15 protein-coding genes are annotated in these 18,533 nt (G+C 63.8%); 10 read left to right on the top strand and 5 right to left on the bottom strand.

The features are described from left to right. Window positions 1–64 precede the first annotated feature (64 nt). On the top strand, window positions 65–2,836 hold the full coding sequence (locus GIW02_RS03125) for a hybrid sensor histidine kinase/response regulator (RefSeq protein ID WP_236410552.1): 2,772 nt from the start codon (window positions 65–67) through the stop codon (window positions 2,834–2,836). A 163-nt stretch (window positions 2,837–2,999) separates the two neighbouring features. Beyond that, window positions 3,000–3,596 (top strand): MarC family protein, encoded by a 597-nt coding sequence (locus tag GIW02_RS03120; RefSeq protein ID WP_003171467.1) that lies wholly within the window; start codon window positions 3,000–3,002, stop codon window positions 3,594–3,596. On the opposite strand, the gene GIW02_RS03115 is transcribed toward GIW02_RS03120, so the two are convergent. From GIW02_RS03115 to cobG, 5 genes are all read right to left on the bottom strand, one after another. Then, entirely contained in the window at window positions 3,593–4,372 is a 780-nt protein-coding gene (locus GIW02_RS03115; protein WP_236410551.1) for a hypothetical protein, read from the bottom strand. The two genes, GIW02_RS03120 and GIW02_RS03115, sit on opposite strands and share 4 nt — an antisense overlap. A 237-nt stretch (window positions 4,373–4,609) precedes the next feature. Continuing rightward, window positions 4,610–6,247: a precorrin-3B C(17)-methyltransferase gene (gene cobJ / locus GIW02_RS03110; RefSeq protein WP_236410550.1), complete on the bottom strand. Its 1,638-nt coding sequence runs from the start codon at window positions 6,245–6,247 to the stop codon at window positions 4,610–4,612. Next, window positions 6,247–6,978, bottom strand: a complete 732-nt coding sequence (locus GIW02_RS03105) for a precorrin-2 C(20)-methyltransferase (protein ID WP_236410549.1) — start codon at window positions 6,976–6,978, stop codon at window positions 6,247–6,249. Before GIW02_RS03105 ends, cobJ begins: the two co-directional genes overlap by 1 nt. Next, window positions 6,978–7,604 carry a precorrin-8X methylmutase gene (locus GIW02_RS03100; RefSeq protein WP_236410548.1) on the bottom strand — a complete coding sequence of 209 codons (627 nt, stop codon included), beginning with the start codon at window positions 7,602–7,604 and terminating at the stop codon, window positions 6,978–6,980. Before GIW02_RS03100 ends, GIW02_RS03105 begins: the two co-directional genes overlap by 1 nt. Beyond that, window positions 7,597–8,943: a precorrin-3B synthase gene (cobG, locus tag GIW02_RS03095; RefSeq protein WP_236410547.1), complete on the bottom strand. Its 1,347-nt coding sequence runs from the start codon at window positions 8,941–8,943 to the stop codon at window positions 7,597–7,599. Before cobG ends, GIW02_RS03100 begins: the two co-directional genes overlap by 8 nt. A gap of 38 nt (window positions 8,944–8,981) precedes the next feature. Between cobG and cbiE the strand changes: the two genes are divergently transcribed. The 8 genes from cbiE to GIW02_RS03055 all read left to right on the top strand — a co-directional run bounded on the left by cbiE (window position 8,982) and on the right by GIW02_RS03055 (window position 18,444). Then, window positions 8,982–10,187 carry a precorrin-6y C5,15-methyltransferase (decarboxylating) subunit CbiE gene (cbiE, locus tag GIW02_RS03090; protein ID WP_236410546.1) on the top strand — a complete coding sequence of 402 codons (1,206 nt, stop codon included), beginning with the start codon at window positions 8,982–8,984 and terminating at the stop codon, window positions 10,185–10,187. Next, complete coding sequence (locus GIW02_RS03085) at window positions 10,184–10,903, top strand: cobalt-precorrin-6A reductase (protein ID WP_236410545.1); 720 nt, start codon at window positions 10,184–10,186, stop codon at window positions 10,901–10,903. Before cbiE ends, GIW02_RS03085 begins: the two co-directional genes overlap by 4 nt. A 261-nt stretch (window positions 10,904–11,164) precedes the next feature. Continuing rightward, window positions 11,165–11,560, top strand: coding sequence for a DUF2946 domain-containing protein (locus GIW02_RS03080; protein ID WP_236410544.1), 396 nt, complete (start codon window positions 11,165–11,167; stop codon window positions 11,558–11,560). A 47-nt stretch (window positions 11,561–11,607) separates the two neighbouring features. Continuing rightward, window positions 11,608–12,090, top strand: a complete 483-nt coding sequence (locus GIW02_RS03075) for a copper chaperone PCu(A)C (RefSeq protein WP_236410543.1) — start codon at window positions 11,608–11,610, stop codon at window positions 12,088–12,090. 11 nt (window positions 12,091–12,101) lie between these two features. Then, window positions 12,102–12,503 carry a DUF2946 domain-containing protein gene (locus GIW02_RS03070; protein WP_236410542.1) on the top strand — a complete coding sequence of 134 codons (402 nt, stop codon included), beginning with the start codon at window positions 12,102–12,104 and terminating at the stop codon, window positions 12,501–12,503. Window positions 12,504–12,595: 92 nt separating this feature from the next. Then, complete coding sequence (locus GIW02_RS03065) at window positions 12,596–14,665, top strand: TonB-dependent copper receptor (RefSeq protein ID WP_236410541.1); 2,070 nt, start codon at window positions 12,596–12,598, stop codon at window positions 14,663–14,665. A gap of 138 nt (window positions 14,666–14,803) precedes the next feature. Next, the gene (locus tag GIW02_RS03060) at window positions 14,804–16,186 is read left to right on the top strand and encodes a PepSY-associated TM helix domain-containing protein (RefSeq protein WP_236410540.1); all 1,383 of its coding nucleotides are present in this window, start codon (window positions 14,804–14,806) and stop codon (window positions 16,184–16,186) included. 149 nt (window positions 16,187–16,335) lie between these two features. Then, the gene (locus GIW02_RS03055; RefSeq protein ID WP_236410539.1) at window positions 16,336–18,444 is read left to right on the top strand and encodes a TonB-dependent receptor; all 2,109 of its coding nucleotides are present in this window, start codon (window positions 16,336–16,338) and stop codon (window positions 18,442–18,444) included. Window positions 18,445–18,533 lie beyond the last annotated feature (89 nt).

The raw sequence follows: 18,533 nt of genomic DNA, 5'->3' as shown, positions 1-18,533 counted from the left end.
TTGCCGTACACAGACCTCCCCGCGCATAGTTAACCCGTGAATCAACCTACGAAGGGATTTCGCCGTGCGCTGGCTCAGGATCGCCATAGGTTTTACTGTCAGTCTGCTGACGCTGCTCTGCCTGTTCCCGGCCCAGGCCGCCGCGCAAGGCAGTGGCTGGGCAGTATTGCTTGATGAACAGGCCGACCTGCAACTGAGCGACATCCGCTCTTCGCGCTACACCAATCAATTCAGCCCCATCGAACTGGACCGCATTACCGCCGCGGCGCCGGACGGTGCGTTGTGGGTACGTTTCAAGCTGCAACCCGGCAAGCACGAACAAGTGCTGCGGGTGTTCGCCCCGGACCTGTCGCACCTGAGCCTCTATGTGCTTGACGGCGACACCCTGCTGGAACAACAAAGCACCGGCACCCGCCAGCCCCAGGCGGAACGACCGCTGCCCAGCAGCGACTTCATGCTGCCGATGCCCCAGAGCCAGAAGCCCCTTGAGGTGTACCTGCGCCTGGTGTCGGAACACGAGCTGCGCCCCTACATCACGCTGGAACCGGCGGTGATCGCTGCTGCCAACCAGACCCAGACGCTCATCTACGGCCTGCTGTTCGGCTGTCTGCTGATGCTGATCCTGCACAACATCACGCGTTTCGCCTACCACCGCTCACGCAGCAGCCTGTGGTTGGCGGCCTGCGAAATACTGTTGATGCTCAGCCTGGTCCTGCTGCTCAACCTGGCGGGCCCATGGCTGCCGAACTGGCATGCGATCCAGACGCCGGGCGCCTACCTCGCGCTGCTGCTGACCGCGCCGTGTGGGTTGATGTTTGCCTACCGTTTCTTCATGCCCCTGGGCCCACATCCGCTGAACAAGCTGTTGATGGTCGACATTCTGTTCATCGTGCTGTGCGGCCTGCTGCTGTTGTTCGTCAACACCCTGCCGCTGAACATCATCACCTACGCCCTGGTGGCGCTGGCCGGCTTGAGCATGCTGTTTGTCTCGGGCTGTCACTGGCAGAAAGGCTACCGACCGGCGCGGCTGTTCGTGGCGGCCATGGTGGTGTTTAACATCGGCACGCTGATCATCCTTCCGGCCCTTCTGGGCCTGACGATGGTGTCGCCACAAGGCTTGATCATCACCCTGCTCGCCTTTATCTGCATCAGCGGCCTGTTGATGAGCCTGGCCCTGGGCGAACGCCAGCGCGCTATCGTCGAAGCCCGCTTCAGCCTCAGCCGGGACCTGGCGGCCAGTAATGCCGAAATCGCCGCCAAGGCCGAATTCCTGGCGAAGATCAGCCACGAAATCCGCACCCCCATGAACGGCGTGCTGGGCATGACCGAGCTGCTGCTGGGCACGCCGCTGTCGGTGAAGCAGCGCGACTACGTGCAGACCATCCACAGCGCCGGCAACGAACTGCTGACCCTGATCAACGAGATCCTCGACATCTCCAAGCTGGAGTCCGGGCAGATCGAGTTGGACGACGTGCAATTTGACCTCAATGCGCTGATCGAAGACTGCCTGAGCATCTTCCGCGCCAAGGCTGAGCAGCAGAACGTCGAGCTGATCAGCTTTATCCAGCCCCAGGTGCCCCGCGTGATCAGCGGCGACCCCACGCGCCTGCGCCAGGCCCTGTTGAGCCTGCTGGAAAATGCCCTGAAAAAGACCGATGAAGGCGAAGTGCTGATCGTAGTCGCGCTCGACGACCGCAGCACCAAGCCGCGTCTGCGCATTGCCGTACAGGACAGCGGCCTGCCAATGGAAGCCGCCGAGCGCGATGCCCTGTTGCACAGCGAGCTGCACAGCAAGAACTTCCTCTCGGCCACGCGCTTGAGCGGCCACCTGGGCCTGGTGATTGCGCGCCAACTGATCCTGTTGATGAACGGCGAGTTCGGCATCAAGAGCGGCGCCCACCAGGGCAGCACCCTGTGGCTGACCCTGCCGCTGGACCCGGAGCGCCTGGAACACCCCACCTGCGACCTCGACGGCCCGCTGAAGGGCGCCCGCGTGCTGGTGGTGGACGACAACGACACCTGCCGCAAAGTGCTGGTGCAGCAATGCACGGCCTGGGGCCTCAACGTCAGCGCCGTGCCCTCGGGCAAAGAGGCCCTGGCGCTGCTGCGCACCAAGGCGCACCTGCGCGATTACTTCGACGTGGTGCTGCTGGACCAGAACATGCCCGGCATGACCGGCATGCAACTGGCGGCGAAGATCAAGGAAGACCCAAGCCTGAACCACGACATCCTGTTGATCATGCTCACCGGCATCAGCAACGCACCGAGCAAGATCATCGCGCGTAACTGCGGGATCAAACGCATCCTCGCCAAACCGGTGGCGGGCTATACGCTGAAGACCACCCTGGCCGACGAACTGACCCAGCGCAGCAAAGGCGCCGTGGCGCCCCGTGCAGTCATCAGCGCACCGGCGGCGGTCACCGTGCCCAGCGACTTCCGCATCCTGGTGGCCGAAGACAACAGCATTTCCACCAAGGTGATCCGCGGCATGCTCGGCAAGCTCAACCTCAACCCGGACACCGCCAGCAATGGCGAGGAAGCGCTGGAGGCGATGAAGGCCCAGCGTTATGACCTGGTGTTGATGGACTGTGAAATGCCGATTCTCGATGGCTTCTCGGCCACCCAGCAATTGCGCGCGTGGGAAGTCAGCCATCAACGTATTCGCACGCCGGTGGTGGCGCTCACGGCGCATATCCTCTCGGAACACAAGGAACGCGCGCGCCAGGCCGGAATGGACGGGCACATGGCCAAGCCGGTGGAGTTGTCGCAGCTGCGTGAGCTGGTGGAGTTCTGGGTGGCGCAGCGTCAGCAGCGGCCGGAGCATGCGTCTTCCTGAACTGAAATACTGCCCTATGTGGGAGGGGGCTTGCCCCCGATTGCGATCTGTCAGCCAACCAATGTGCGACTGATACACCGCTATCGGGGGCAAGCCCCCTCCCACATTTGAACCCTGTCGCCTGATAGACTCTCAACACTTTTCCCGCCCGCGAGCCTCCCCCATGCTCCACGTGTTATTCAGCGTTTACCTGAAGATGCTGGTGCTCTACAGCCCGTTCTTTGTGCTGTCCTGCTTCATCAGCCTGACCCGTGGCTATTCCAGCAAGGAGCGGCGGCGCCTGGCCTGGAAAGTCGCGTTGGCCACGCTGGTATCGAGCGTGTTGCTCTACCTGTTCGGCCGGGTGATTTTCAGTGTGTTCGGTATCACCGTGGATGCGTTTCGCATCGGCGCCGGCAGTGTGCTGTTTATTTCCGCCCTGGGCATGGCCCAGGGCAAGTCGGCCGTGCAGACCGACAACGTGCAGCAGGACGTGACCATCGTACCGCTGACCATCCCCCTCACCGTCGGCCCCGGCACCATCGGTGCGTTGCTGGTGATGGGGGTCAGCCAGCCTCACTGGGATGACAAGCTCACTGCCATCCTCAGCATCGCCCTGGCCAGCCTCACGGTGGGCGTGGTGCTGTACTTGTCCAACCGTATCGAACGTATTCTCGGCGACCAGGGCTTGCAGATTGTCAGCCGGTTGATGGGGTTGTTCGTGTGCGCCCTCGCTGCGCAAATCATTTTTACCGGCGTGCGTGGCTATCTGGTGCCCTAGATCCGGTACTTGGCGATAGCCAGTTGCACCTTGTCACCGGCGCTTTCGCGCATCAGTTGAAGGGTCTTCTCGTTGACCACCGAGGTATTCAGCACCAGGCAGGTCTGCCCGCTGAAGGCCTCGAATGAAGCGCTGTCCCACTCCAGAAACGGCAGCCCCACTTGCTTGCCCACGCCGTGGGAGCTGTAGGTCACCAGCACCATCGTCACTTCACCAGCGCTTTCAGTGCAGGACGCCAGGCCAAAATCACCGCCCTGAAACACCGTGCTGTTGCGCTTGAACAGGTCGAATGAGGCCGGGTGCTGCTTCATCGCCTCCAGCGCGTCCGCCGCCAATTTGGGCAAGGCGCTCAGCAATGGCCCGGCCAGAGCGGTCGATGCCAGCATCGCGGTAATGATATTCAGCGCTGCCAGCTGTACTGTCAGGCCCTTGCCCGAATGCTTGACCCGCTCAAAGCGGCTACGCAACGGCAACCAGCCCAGGCTGACCATCACCTTGATAAATTCGTCATACCACGCCTCCGTGCCGCGGTGCACCTTTAACACATCGCTGACATAGCTACTGGCAAGCAGGTAACTCTTGCGGATGTACTCGCGGTTCAACGCGGACATGCCCTCGATAAACGCGATAACGCCGTTGTTCACCACCGCTGCGTTGCAATCATCCTCAGTGCCCAACGGCAAAGAGGGGCTGATACCCCGCGCCCCCGGCAGTTTGTAGGCGGCAATCAACTTGCGCCTTTTTGCACTGATGATCCTTTTGTGATGTCGCTCCATTTTCTGCTCTCCACAACCACCCCACATGGGGCTCACCCTCACACTAGTCCACTGGTCGGTGGGCTTTCCAGACGACAAACATCGCTTGCCAAGCCGCCTGTAAACGCGCGCGCCAGCAATAACGCGGCGCACCTGTGCGCCTTCCGTCATTCATCGACAAAAAAAGAAAAAGCCCCGGGCGACAGCAGGTTTTCACCCGGTGTCACTCGGAGCTTTCTTGCGTGCTGCGGGCCGTTTTCAGCCGGCAGGTTTTTCGCCGTACCAGCGAGGTGTGTACACCCACTCACCGCCACCGGCACGCGGGAACGCGCACGTGGTGGACGAGCCAATCAGCACCATGGTGCGCATGTCCACTTGCTCCGGGGTGAGTTGCCCCAGGGTGGTGACGCGCAAGGTCTGACCCGGGCGGCCAATGTCGCGGCCCAGTACCACGGGGGTTTCAGGCGTGCGGTGCAAGGCGACGATTTCCAGGGCGCGCCCCAGCTGCCAGGGCCGCGAACGGGAGATCGGGTTGTAGAACGCCAGCGCCAGGTCGGCCTGGGAGGCGAGGTCCAGGCGTTTTTCGATGATCGACCAAGGCTTGAGGTTGTCCGACAGCGACATCACGCAAAAGTCGTGACCCAACGGTGCACCGGCCTGCGCGGCGGTGGCCAGGGAGGCCGAGACGCCCGGCAAAATCTCCAGGTCGACCTGATGCCAGGCGGGGTCGCTGGACTCGTGCAGCGCCTCGATCACCGCCGCAGCCATGGCGAATACGCCCGGGTCGCCGGACGACACCACCACCACCGAACGCCCAAGGGCAGCCAGTTCAAAGGCGTGGCGGGCGCGCTGCATTTCTTCACGGTTGTCGGTGCAGTGCTGCACTTGATCGTCACGGAACGGCCCGGCCATGCGCACATAGGTTTCGTAGCCCAGCACATCGGTGCAGCGCGCCAGCTCGGCCTTCACCGCCGGCACCATCAGCTCGGCGGCGCCAGGGCCCAGGCCGATCACGGCAAGGCGGCCACGGGCACGGCCAACCTGCGTCAGGTCCAGGGGCTGTTCGGCGACATTGATCGAGATATCCGCATCGTGTTCCACGCGGGCAAAACGCAGCGGCACGCCCAAGGCCAAGGCCGCTTCATGCAGCGATGCGTCGGCCATCTGCGTGTCGCTGGCCTTTAGGCATGCCAGCGATTGCACCGCGATACCCGCGTCGTGCAAAGCCGTGCGTACACGCTGCGCCAGGTCCGTGCCCGGTTTGCAGGTGACGCACACGGTCTTAGGGTAAATCAGCAATTCGTTGGCCGCCGGTGTGCGCTCGGCGCTGCCCACGTGAATCGCCAGGCGCGCCTGTTGATCCTGCGGCAGGTTGGCCTGCTCCAGCCACGGCGCGGCCCCTTCGATACGTACGCTTTCGCCCGCCAGCAAGTCCGAGACAAAGCGCTTGCCCAGCTCCAGGTCCGCCAACTGATAGCCCGCAGGCGGGTTGAGCAGGCACGTGCCAAAACGCAGCTCACCGCTGGTGGTGATCGCGGCGGCAACCTTGAGTGCCGCGGCAATTTCCCGCGCCATCACGTTCACGCCACCGAGGCCACCCAGCAAGGGCACCACCGCGCTGCCGTCTTCAGCCACGGCCAACACAGCAGGTTCTTCACCCTTCTCCAACAACAGCGGCGCCAGGGTGCGGATGATGATGCCTGCGGCGCACAGCGCAATCAGCGGCGTGCCTTGTTGATACAGCCCACGCAGGGTTGCGCCGAATTCGCTGTAGCTCTGGTCGGCGCCTTCCACTCGGCCGGCCAGGCCGTGAATCACGGCGCCGGGGTACACCTGTTGGAGCGTGCGCGCAGTGGCCAGGCTGCCCTGGCCGAGGATGACAATCGCCGGGCGCATCAACCTTGCCACCGTTCACCGGGCACGATGATCAGCGAAAAATACGGCGAGGACGACGGGTCGACCTGATCCAGCGCCACGATTTTCTGGTTGGCCATGGTGGCGCGTTCCACATACAGCGCGCGTTCGGCCAGGCCGAGTTCTTCCAGCACCTGGCGCACCTTGGGGAAGTTGCGGCCCAGCTTCATGATCACCGCCGCGTCGGCATCCGCCAGGCGACGCTTGAGGTCCTCATGGGGCAGCACGCCCGAGAGCACCGAGAGGCTCTGGTTGCGATACACCAGCGGCGCGCCGAGCACCGAGGCGCCGCCGAGCATCGAGCACACGCCTGGGATGACCTGTGCTTCGTAGCGCTCGGCGAGGCGGTCGTGCAGGTACATGTAGGAGCCGTAGAAGAACGGGTCGCCTTCGCAGATCACCGCCACATCGCGGCCCGCGTCCAGGTGCGCCGCAACGTCGACGCTGGCGGCGTCGTAGAAATCGCTGATCACTTGCTCGTAGGACATCGGCGCCGGCAATGCCTCGGTGGTCACCGGGTACACCAGCGGCATCAGGGTTTGCTGGGGCACCAGATGGTCTTCGATGATGCCGAAGGCGTTGCCTTTTTTGCCCTTGGCCACGAAGTACGCCACCACCGGCGACTCGCGCAGCAGGCGCAGGGCCTTGAGGGTGATCAGTTCGGGGTCACCGGGGCCCACGCCCAAGCCGATCAAACGTCCGCGTGCCTGCATTATTCAATCTCCGTGGCGAGCGCATTGACCGCCGCGGCGGCCATGGCACTGCCGCCCAGGCGGCCTTGCATGATCACAAACGGCACGCCACGGCTGTCGGCCGCCAGCATCGCCTTGGATTCGGCAGCGCCGACAAACCCCACCGGGAAGCCGAGGATCAACGCCGGTTTCGGCGCACCGGCATCGAGCATTTCCAGCAGATAGAACAAGGCGGTCGGCGCGTTGCCGATCACCACCACGCTGCCTGCCAGGTGCGGGCGCCATAGCTCCAGCGCAGCGGCGGAGCGGGTGTTGCCCAGCTGGCGCGCCAACGCCGGCACGCTGTCGTCGCGCAGGGTGCAGATCACTTGGTTGTTGGCCGGCAAACGCGCACGGGTCACGCCCTCGGAAACCATCCGCGCATCACACAGGATCGGCGCACCGGCGGCCAGCGCATCGCGCCCGGCCTTGCCTGCGCCTTCGGAGAATTGCAGGCCGTCGATCGCGTCGACCATGCCGCACGCATGAATCACGCGCACCGCGAGTTTTTCCAGATCGGCCGGGATGCGGTCCAATTTGGCTTCCGCGCGAATAATGGCGAAGGAGTTGCGATAGATCTCCTGACCGTCGCGGATGTAATCAATCATCGGTGTTGCTCCGTGGGCGAGCGCGCAGCAAGGCGCCCGTCGCTTCAATAGAAAGAGTGCGTGCGTGCAGCCGGCCGAAACCCGGATGGGCTGCATCGCGAAAATAGACGTCGTAGCGGCCGGGGCTCACCGCCAGCAAGGTCACGGGCGCCACGTGCGCGGCGGCGCAGGAACGCGGGCAGCCGGACAGGTGCACGTCGACGCCTGGAGCCAGCGCGGCCAGTTGCCGGGCGTCCGCCTTGGTGTCGGCCAGGCCTTTGCCGCAACCGCTGGAGCCGGTGCAGGCGGTCATGCGCGCCAGCGGCTGGTCGGGGGAGCAGAGGAGGCCCAGCTGCTCCAGGCGCACGCTGACGGCATGAGGCTTTTCGACGTTGGGCAGTAACACGCCTTGCCAAGGGGTGACGCGCAAGGTGCCGTCACCGTGGTCGCTGGCCAACCGTGCGATGCCGGTGAGCATTGTCGAGTCCAGGCGGCCCAAGGGTGCGATGGCGGCAACGTAGAACTGGTTCGTTTGTGCCTGTGGATAAGTGCCAAGGTGCAGCAGGGCGCCACTGGGCGGGCGTTTGAAGCCATCGGCCGACAATAGCGGGAGGCTGAGGCGGCTCAACACACTGTCCACAGCCAGATGACGCATGCGCGTTTGTTCAGGGCTCGCCAGGTCCAGAAACGCCTCCAGCACCGCCACCACCAGGGCATGGCCTTGCGCCAATGGCACCGCCGCCAACGGCGCATCCAACCCCGGGCACCCGGCCAGGCCGAACGCGAGGAGCGTCTCGCCATTGCGCACGAAGGCCGACAGCCACACATCATGATGATGTTCGAGCATCGCCAGGGCCTCACCGCCATCCAATTGCACGGCGAACTTGGCCGACAGCGCATGGAAACGCGGATGGTTTTGCAGCGTGGCGAGGATTTCATCGGCCAGCGGGCGGGTGTCAAACAGCATCTGCGGGTCGATACCGGCGCTGGGGCTGAGCATCAGGTTGCGCACGTCGTCGCCGGCGGCGTTGCTCGGGCCCAGGTCGGCGGCCAGGAGCTTGGCGATCAAGGCGTCCTGCTCAGCGCCGATCCCGCGAATCTGCAGGTTGGCGCGGTTGGTCGCCTCGATCACTCCGCCCGCATAGGCCTGGGCGGCGTCCGCCACGGCATGGGCCTGGGCGGCAGTGATCGAGCCGCCCGCCAGTTTGATCCGGCAAATGCCGCCATCCAACGCCTGGACGATACGCAGCAACCCCGGACAAGCCGAGGGGCGCAAGGTATTCAGAGCGGGCGTTGGGTTCACGGGGCTACCGGTTGATGGGTAAAGGCGCGGTATTATGCCTGCTTTGTCCGGCGGCATGAAAAGCCTGCCCGTCGGATGTCGTTCAAGGAATTGATATGTCGCCCTGGCTGACGGTTGTAGGCATCGGTGAAGACGGCTTCAAGGGGCTGGGCAGGAATGCCCGGCATGCCCTGTTGCGCGCCACCCGGATTATAGGCAGCCAGCGCCAGTTGGACCTGCTGCCGGTGTGTATCCGGGGTGAGCGCCAGTTGTGGCCGAGCCCGTTCTCCCTGGCCCCGGTGCTGGCGCAGCGCGGTACGCCGGTGTGCGTGCTGGCCAGCGGCGATCCGATGTTCTATGGCGTGGGCGCCAGTTTGGCGCGCCAGGTGGCGGCTGAAGAGCTGCTGATTTTGCCGGCGCCTTCGTCGGTGTCGCTGGCGGCGGCGCGGCTGGGCTGGCCGTTGCAGGAAGTGGTGACGCTGTCCGTGGTGGCGCGGCCACTGGCGGCGCTGAATGCGCACCTGGCCAGCGGCGTGCGCTTGCTGGTGTTGAGTAACGATGGCAGCAGCCCTGCGTCGATTGCCTCGCTCCTGGCGCAGTCCGGGTTCGGGCCCAGCCGCTTGAGCGTGTTTGAACACCTGGGCGGCGCGGACGAGCAGCGTCTCGATGGGTTGGCGGCTGATTGGCAACACGCCTCAGTCGCCGATTTGAATGTGGTCGCCATCGACTGCCTGGCTTGCAGCGAAACACCGCGCCTGTCACGTCTGGCGGGCCTGCCCGATTCGGCCTTCAAGCACGACGGCCAGCTGACCAAGCGCGATGTACGCGCCATGACCCTCGCCCGCCTCGCCCCGATGCCCGGCGAACTGCTGTGGGACGTGGGCGCAGGCAGCGGCTCGATCGGCATTGAATGGATGCGCACACACCCGAGCTGCCGTGCGTTAGCGATTGAAGCCGATGCAGGCCGCCAGGGCCTGATCGAACACAACCGCGACGCCCTCGGCGTGCCCGGCCTGCAACTGATTCGCGGCAAGGCCCCGAACGCGTTGCACGGCCTGGAAGCTCCCGACGCCATCTTCATCGGCGGCGGCGTCACCCGCGACGGCGTACTCGACACCTGCTGGGAGCGCCTGCGCCCCGGTGGCCGCCTGGTCGCCAACGCGGTGACCCTGCAAAGCGAAATGACCCTGATGAACTGGCGCGCCCAACACGGCGGCGAACTGACGCGCATTCATGTGGCCCAGGCGCTGCCATTGGGCGAGTTTGATACATGGCGCCAGGCGCTGCCGATCACCCTGCTGGAAGTGGTCAAGCCGCTATGAAACGCATCCTGTTGCTGGGCGGCGTGACGGAAGCGTTGGCCATTGCGCGCACCCTTGGCCCGCAGCATATCTACAGTTTGGCGGGAGTTGGACGCGTGCCTACCGACCTCACCTGCCAGGTGCGGGTTGGCGGCTACGGCGGAGCTGAGGGATTGGCGGCGTTTGTTCGGGCTGAGGGGGTTGGCCTGATTCTCGACGCAACCCATCCCTACGCGGCGCAGATCAGCCGCAATGCCACAGAGGCTGCACGGTTGAGCGGCATCCCTTGCTGGGCATTGCGCCGACCGGCGTGGCAGCCGCATGCGGGAGACGATTGGCGTGAGGTGGGTGATTGGGCTGAGTTGATCCAAGCACTGAAACCCTTCAAGCGGCCGCTGTTCACCTTGGGCCGCGAGCCGTTGCAGCACCTTGATGAAATTCCCGCCGATCAATTCTGGACCTTGCGCGCGCTGGATGTGTATCCGGGAAATGCGCGCTGTGAAGTGATCGGCGCGCGTGGGCCGTTTCTGATTGATGACGAGCGCGCGTTGTTTGAACGCCGGCAGATTGATGTGCTGATCAGCAAAAACAGCGGTAGTACGGCGACGGAGCCCAAGCTCGAAGTGGCGCGGGAGCTTGGCGTGCCGGTGTTGGTGTTGAAGCGGCCGGTGCTGGCCGCTGTGGATCGAGAATTCACCACAGTGGCGGCGGCCTTACAGGCCATCCAGTCACTTTGAACAACACCCATACAATGTGGGAGGGGGCTTGCTCCCGATTGCGGTATGCCAGTCACTGATATGTTGACTGATCCGCCGCTATCGGGAGCAAGCCCCCTCCCACATTTGATGTGTATTGCCTTGAAGGTCGGCATCCACTCAATTCCCCGTCTATCCTCAAACCCGTCACTGCGACACCAAACCACAGCAGCCCTTTTTACTTATCCCCGCCGATCAGGCTAAATACCCCCCCTGATCGTTTAACCCTACGGATTGTCCGCCATGGCCCGTCAACGCTTTGCAATTGCCTGGATCGCCTGCCTTGCAGTGCTGTTCAATGCATTTGCCATGCCGATGGCGAGTGCAATGCAGCAGGCGGATGACCCGGTCAAGCAATTGCTGTGGGGCAGCTTCTGTTCCTCCAATGGCGCCAGCTTGAAGGCGATTGCCCTGGGCACGCTGGAGATTCCAGCGCCGCAGCAAGACGAGCACTCCACCATGCAGCATTGCTGGTGTTGCTCGGGATCGGCGCCGGTGGTGGCGTTGCCGGGGCATGTGCCGCAGTTATATGTGACGCGGTTCGACGCGTTCCAGAATCTACCGGCGCCTTCGCTACAACCGCCCACCCCGCGCCAGCAATGGCCGAGCCTCAACCCCCGCGCCTCTCCAACGGTCTGATCTTCTTCGCAAGTGAACTGCGTTTAGAACCGTTCTGGAGAACTGCCATGCTTAAATCTTCCCTGCTTCTGGCTGCGTTGTTGCTGCCGGTGTTCAGTGCTGCGAATGCCGAGGACTACAAGGCCGGCGACCTGCTGGTCAGCGATCCCTGGTCCCAGGAGTTGCCGCCGAATGCGCCGACTGTGGCGGCGTATTTTGTGATTCATAACACCGGTGAAGCCCCGGACCGCTTGCTCAGCGTCGACACCCCCGTGGCGGACAAGGCCGAGCTGCATGAGCATGTGATGCAGGGCGACCTGATGAAGATGCAACAGGTGCCCAGCGTAGCCGTACCGGCCAAGGGCGAACTGACCTTCGCGCCCATGGCGTATCACGTGATGTTGCTGGGCCTCAAAGACCGCAGCCTGTTGGCCGACGGCAAACAGTTCCCGCTGACCCTCACCTTCGAAAAAGCCGGCAAGGTCGAGGTCGAAGTGTCGGTACAGAAAGTGCCGCCAATGGCCACCCACGAGCATAAGCACGCCCAATAGGCCAACACTCGATGGGCGCCCCTCGCGCCAGGCCAGTTCCACACCCGCGCGTGATGCGTGGCAGTTGGATCAGCCTGTTCGCCATGCTGATGATCTTTATCGGTCCGCTGATTTCCCAAGCGATGCCGATGGACCATCACGCCGGTATGCCGATGGAAATGTCCATGGACATACCGGGCGAGCATGGCGGTTCCCATCACACCAAAGCCCCTGACGAACACCACGCCCTTTGGTCCAAGTGCGGCTATTGCGACCTGCTCTACAGTTGCCCCGCCCTGCCTGGCGGCATTTCAACCTTCACCCTCAGCACCCCGCCGCCGGCCAATGCCCTCACCCCCGCCACGCGCCTGGGCCATGCCCGACAGAGCATCTTCCCCGGCGCCCGCAGCCGCGCGCCGCCCATCGCCTCGTAAGCACTGACACCGTTACTTCACCCCGGCCGACTTTAGACAGACAGCCGCAGGCTGCTGGCCGTGTTGTTTACGAATGATTGATGGAATTTGTCATGTCCAGGTTTTCTGCTGACACCCGTTTGGGATGTACCCCCGTGCTCGCGGCTTTATGCGGCGCACTGCTTGCCCCCCATGCTCAGGCCGATGAACACGCCGAGCATGAGCTGAGCCCCACCGTGATCACGGCGGTCGCCCCCAGCTCACCGCTGACCGTGGTCACCAACCCCAAGGACCCGCGCCAACCGGTGCCCGCCAGCGATGGCGGCGACTACCTCAAAACCATCCCCGGCTTCGCGCTGGTGCGCAACGGCGGCACCAATGGCGACCCGGTACTGCGCGGCATGTTTGGCTCGCGCCTGAATATCCTTACCAATGGCAGCCAGATGCTCGGCGCCTGCCCGGGACGGATGGACGCGCCCACCTCGTACATCTCGCCGGAAACCTACGACAAGCTCACCGTGATCAAAGGCCCGCAAACCGTGCTCTGGGGCCCCGGCGCGTCGGCCGGCACGGTGCTGTTCGAGCGTGAGCCGGAGCAGTTCGGCGAGCTGGGCACGCGGGTCAATGCCAGTGTGCTGGCAGGCTCCAACGGGCGTTTCGACAAAGTCATCGATGCCGCTGCCGGCGGGCCGCTGGGCTACGTGCGGGTGATCGGCAACCAGGCGCACGCTGACGATTACAAGGACGGCAATAACCACACCGTCGCCTCGCGCTACGACAAGTGGAATGGCGATGTGGCGGTCGGATTTACCCCCGACGCCGACACCCTGCTGGAACTCACCGCCGGCCGTGGCGATGGCGAGGCACGCTACGCCGGGCGCGGCATGGACGGCTCGCAGTTCCTGCGCGAGAGCCTGGGGCTGCGTTTTGAGAAGTCCAACATCGGCGAGGTGCTGGACAAGGTCGAGGCCCAGGTCTACTACAACTACGCCGACCATGTGATGGACAACTACAGCCTGCGCACGCCGTCGGGCACCGGGATGATGGCCGGGCCCATGGCCGCCAACGTCGACCGCCGCACCCTGGGCGCGCGCATCAAGGCCACGTGGCGCTGGGCCGATGTGCAACTGATCGGCGGGCTGGATGCGCAGACCAACGAGCACCGCGAGCGCAGCAGCATGGGCGTCGACACCTACAAGAACCTGCCGCGCACCAAGGATGCCAACTTCCACAACTACGGCGCCTTTGGCGAACTGACCTGGTACACCGCCGAGCGTGATCGCCTGATCACCGGCGCCCGCCTGGACCGCGCCTCGGCCAGGGACTTCCGGCAAACCACCGGCTCCGGCATGAGCACCCGCGCCAACCCGACCGCCAACGACACCCGCGCCGACACCTTGCCGTCGGGTTTTGTGCGTTATGAACACGACCTGGCCGACAGCCCCACCACGCTCTACGCCGGGCTGGGCCACGCGGAGCGTTTCCCGGATTACTGGGAGCTGTTTTCGCCTGACACCGGCGCGGTCGGTTCGGTGAATGCCTTCGATGGCGTGAAGCCGGAAAAGACCACCCAGCTCGACTTGGGCGCGCAATACAAAAGCGCCGACCTCGAAGCCTGGGCCTCGGGTTATATCGGCCGGGTGCAGGACTTCATTCTGTTCGACTACCGGCCCGGCATGATGGGTACCACCTCCCAGGCGCGCAATGTGGATGCACGAATCATGGGCGGTGAACTCGGCGCAGCCTACAAGCTGACGCGCAACTGGAAGGCCGACGCGACGCTGGCCTACGCCTGGGGCAAGAACAGCAGCGACGGCAAGGCGCTGCCGCAGATGCCGCCGCTGGATGCGCGTTTGGGCCTCACCTACAGCGAGGACGACTGGAGCGCCGGTGCCTTGTGGCGGGTGGTCGCCGCGCAAAACCGCATCGACCAGAACAAGGGCAATGTGGTCGGCAAGGACTTCGACAAGAGCGGCGGCTTTGGCGTGTTCTCGCTGAATGCGGCGTACCGCATCAACAAAAATTTCAAGGTCAGCACCGGCGTCGACAACCTGTTCGGCAAGGCCTACGCCGAACACCTGAACCTGGCCGGCAACGCCGGGTTCGGCTACCCGGCCAACGACCCGCAAGCCATCAAGGAGCCGGGGCGCACGCTCTGGACCAAAGTCGATATGAGCTTCTAAAAGCATTGGGGGCAAGTCGAATCGTCGCACCGCCCCTCCCACATTTTGATTTGTGAATATATTCAAAAGTGGGAGGGGGCTTGCCCCCGATGGCGGCCTAACTGACACAAAAAAATTAAAGCTTTGCGGAGCCCCCTGATGACCACCCAAAAAATTTCCTTCTACAACCTGGCCTGGCGCTGGCATTTCTACGCCGGCCTCTTCGTCGCCCCATTCATGGTGTTGCTGGCCCTGACCGGCATCATCTACCTGTTCAAACCGCAACTCGACCCGCTGATGTACGGCAACCTGCTCACGGTGCAAAGCGCCGAGCACGCACTGAGCGCCGACGAGCAATTGCAACGCGCCCAGGCCGCCTTCCCCCAGGGCAAGATCAGCAAATACCTGCCCCCTGCCGACGCCTCCAGCAGCGCGCAATTCGTGATGCACGAGGGCGGGCGTGAAGTGACGGTATTCGTCGACCCCTATCGCGGCACCGTACTGGGTGAGCAAGACGCGAAATACAACCTGCAATCCATCGCCCGTGCCCTGCACGGTGAGCTGATGATCGGCACCGTCGGCGATCGCCTGGTGGAACTCGCCGCCGGTTGGGGCGTGATGCTGGTGGTGTCGGGCGTGTACCTGTGGTGGCCGCGCGGCAAGTCGTCGGCGGGTGTGCTGTGGCCTCGGTTCACTAGCCGTGGCCGGGTGTTCTGGCGTGATATGCATGCGGTGGTCGGCTTCTGGGGCGCGGCGTTTTTGCTGGTGATGCTGCTCAGTGGCATGACCTGGACCGGCTTCTGGGGCAAGCAATACGCTGACCTGTGGAACACCTTCCCGGCGGCGATGTGGAACAACGTGCCGCAGTCCGATCAGCAGGCGCGAGTGCTCAACACCGCCAGCCAGCAGACCGTGCCCTGGGCCATGGAAAACACGCCAATGCCGATGTCCGGCGACCACGCTGAACACATGAACCACGGCGCCATGCATTCGGCACCGGCCGCACCGACGATCCGCCTGCAACAGGTGGTCGACCTGGCCGACGCGCGCAAGGTCGAGCCCGGCTACAGCATCACCTTCCCCACCACCGCCGAGGGCGTGTTCACCGTCTCGGTGTTCGCCAACGACCCACGCAACGACGCCACACTGCATGTGGACCAGTACACCGGCAAGGTCCTGGCCGATGTGCGCTGGGCACACTACAACACGGTCGCGCGCGCCACCGAAACCGGCGTGATGCTGCATGAGGGCAAGATGTTCGGCTGGGTCAACCAGCTGATCGTGCTGCTGATCTGCCTGATGATTCTGCTCAGCGCCGTCAGTGGCGTGGTGATCTGGTGGAAACGCCGCCCCGCAGGCGGGTTGGGGGTTCCACCGTTGCGCCATGACCTGCCCAAGTGGAAGACCGCGATGGTGATCATGCTCGCACTGGCGATCATTTTTCCGTTGGTGGGCGCCTCGTTGATTGCCGTGTGGGCGCTGGATCGCCTGGTGCTGGCGCGGTTTTTCAACCAAGGTGAATCCGCTTCAGGTTCTGCATGAAACAGGCGAGATGCCCAAGCCAGAGGGCTTCTGTAGCCTTGCGCGACGTTTGCCCCGCAGCCAATAAGTGTTAACTTATAACACTTTCTGCGTTATCGTTGCTCGCCGCGCCCTGCGGCGAGTACCTCGCCAAGAAGATTGATCGACCGATGAACAAGTACCTAGCGTCGGGCGTGTGCCTGCTCGCCCTGCACACCAGCGCACAGGCCCTGACCCTGCCCGCCAGCCCCGTGACCGCGCCTGCCGTGGACGATGAACACGTCGACCTGCACACCCCGACCACCGCCGGCTCGCGCCTGAACCTCACGGCCCTGCAAACCCCGGGCAGTGTCGAAAGCCAGACCGGCGCGCAGATCCGCGCACGCGGCGATGCCAGCGTGCAGGATGCAATTTCCCGCGCCACCGGCATCAGCCGCACCGGCTCGCCAGGCGACGGCGGCACCTCGCTGTCGGCCCGTGGTTTTACCGGCCAGGGCTCGGTGATGCAGCTGTACGACGGCAACCGCATGTACATGGGCATGGGCACCTCGACCTTCCCGGTGGACACCTGGTCGGTGGAGCGCGTGGACGTGCTGCGAGGCCCGGCCTCGGTGCTGTACGGCGAAGGCGCCACCGGTGCGGTGGTCAACACCGTGCCGAAAAAGCCCTTCAGCGGCGAAATCGAAAACCATATTCGCCTCGGCTACGGTTCCTATGATCGCCAGCAGCAAGCCCTGGACAGCGGCGGCTCGCTGACCGACACGGTGAGCTACCGACTGAACCTCAACCGCCTGCGCAGCAACGGTTTTATCGACCGCGGCGACTCCAGCAGCGACTTCGTCAGCGGCGCCCTGCGCTGGCAAGCAGCCGACAACCTGAGCTTCACCCTGGCCAGCGACTACGGCGACCAGCGCCCGCAAAACTACTTCGGCACGCCGCTGATCAACGGCCAGTTGCACAAGGGCCTGCGCGACAAGAACTACAACGTCAGCAACGACATCCAGCACTACAACGACCAGTGGACGCGCCTGACCAGCGAGTGGCAACTCAACGACAACGTCAGCGCCACCAACGAGCTGTTCTACCTGAAAAACCAGCGTCGCTGGCAAAACGCCGAGAACTACACCTTCACCAACGGCGAACTGACCCGCAGCGGCAACTACGGCATCAAGCACAACCAGGAACAGGTCGGCGACCGCCAGACCTTCACCTTCAAACACACGCTGTTCGGCCTCGACAGCCAGACCGTGACCGGCGTGGAATACAACCGCATCCGCTTCCGCCTGGCCAGCAACTCGCCGTTTGAAGACACGTTCCCCAGCGGCCAACCCATCGACGTGAACCACCCGGCACCTGGGCAGTTTGCAAGCAATGACCCGTTCAAACCGCTGTTCGCCAGCACCACCAAAACCGTCGCCGGCTTCGCCGAAAACCGCCTGCAGCTCACCGACCAACTGTCGCTGATCACCGGCATCCGCCGCGATTACGCACACATTGATCGTGACAACCTGCGCGACGGCAGCCAGAGCGACAAGACCCTCACCGGTAACAACTGGAAGGCCGGCCTGGTGTATGCGCTCACCCCGGACACCTCGATCTACGGCCAGTACGCCACCAGCACCGACGGCGTCGGCGGCCTGATTTCCTTGAGCCCGGGCCAGCAGCAGTTCGACCTGGCCACCGCCAAGCAGACCGAGATCGGCATCAAGCAAGCCTTCTGGGACCAGCGCGGCGAATGGACCTTGGCGGCGTACCACATCGTCAAGAAAAAGCTGCTCACCGACGTACCGGGCGACCCCGATCAACAGCAGCAAGTCGGCCAGCAATCTTCCCGTGGCCTGGAAGCCAGCCTCGACCTGCAACTGCCGCACGCCTGGCAACTGCAGGCCAACGCCGCCATCGTCCACGCGCAGTACGACGACTTCAACCAGGACGTCGACGGTGTGCAGGTGTCCCGCGACGGCAATCGCCCTGTGGACGTGCCGCGCCGCACCGCCAATGTGTGGGTGAGCAAGGCCGTGACCGACGCTATCCAGGCGGGCGCCGGGGTGCGCTATGTGGACGCGCGCTACGCTGACATGGCCAACCAGAAAGAGCTGCCGAGCTACACCGTGGTCGATGCCAACGTGTCGTGGAAGGCCGCGCGCAACACCACCTTTGGCCTGCAATTGAACAACCTGTTTGACCGCACTTATGCGGTGAGCCAATACAACGACGGCCAACAGTGGATTTTGGGCGAGCCGCGCTCGTTCTTCGTCACGGCGGACTACACCTTTTAACTGACACAACACGGATCAAAATGTGGGAGGGGGCTTGCTCCCGATAGCAGTGTGTCAGCCAGTGCATTTTTTACTGATACACCGCATCG

It is taken from the genome of Pseudomonas syringae (assembly GCF_021606685.1).
GTDB classification, from domain to species: domain Bacteria; phylum Pseudomonadota; class Gammaproteobacteria; order Pseudomonadales; family Pseudomonadaceae; genus Aquipseudomonas; species Aquipseudomonas syringae_R.
This window is presented reverse-complemented; position numbering and strand designations above follow the sequence as displayed.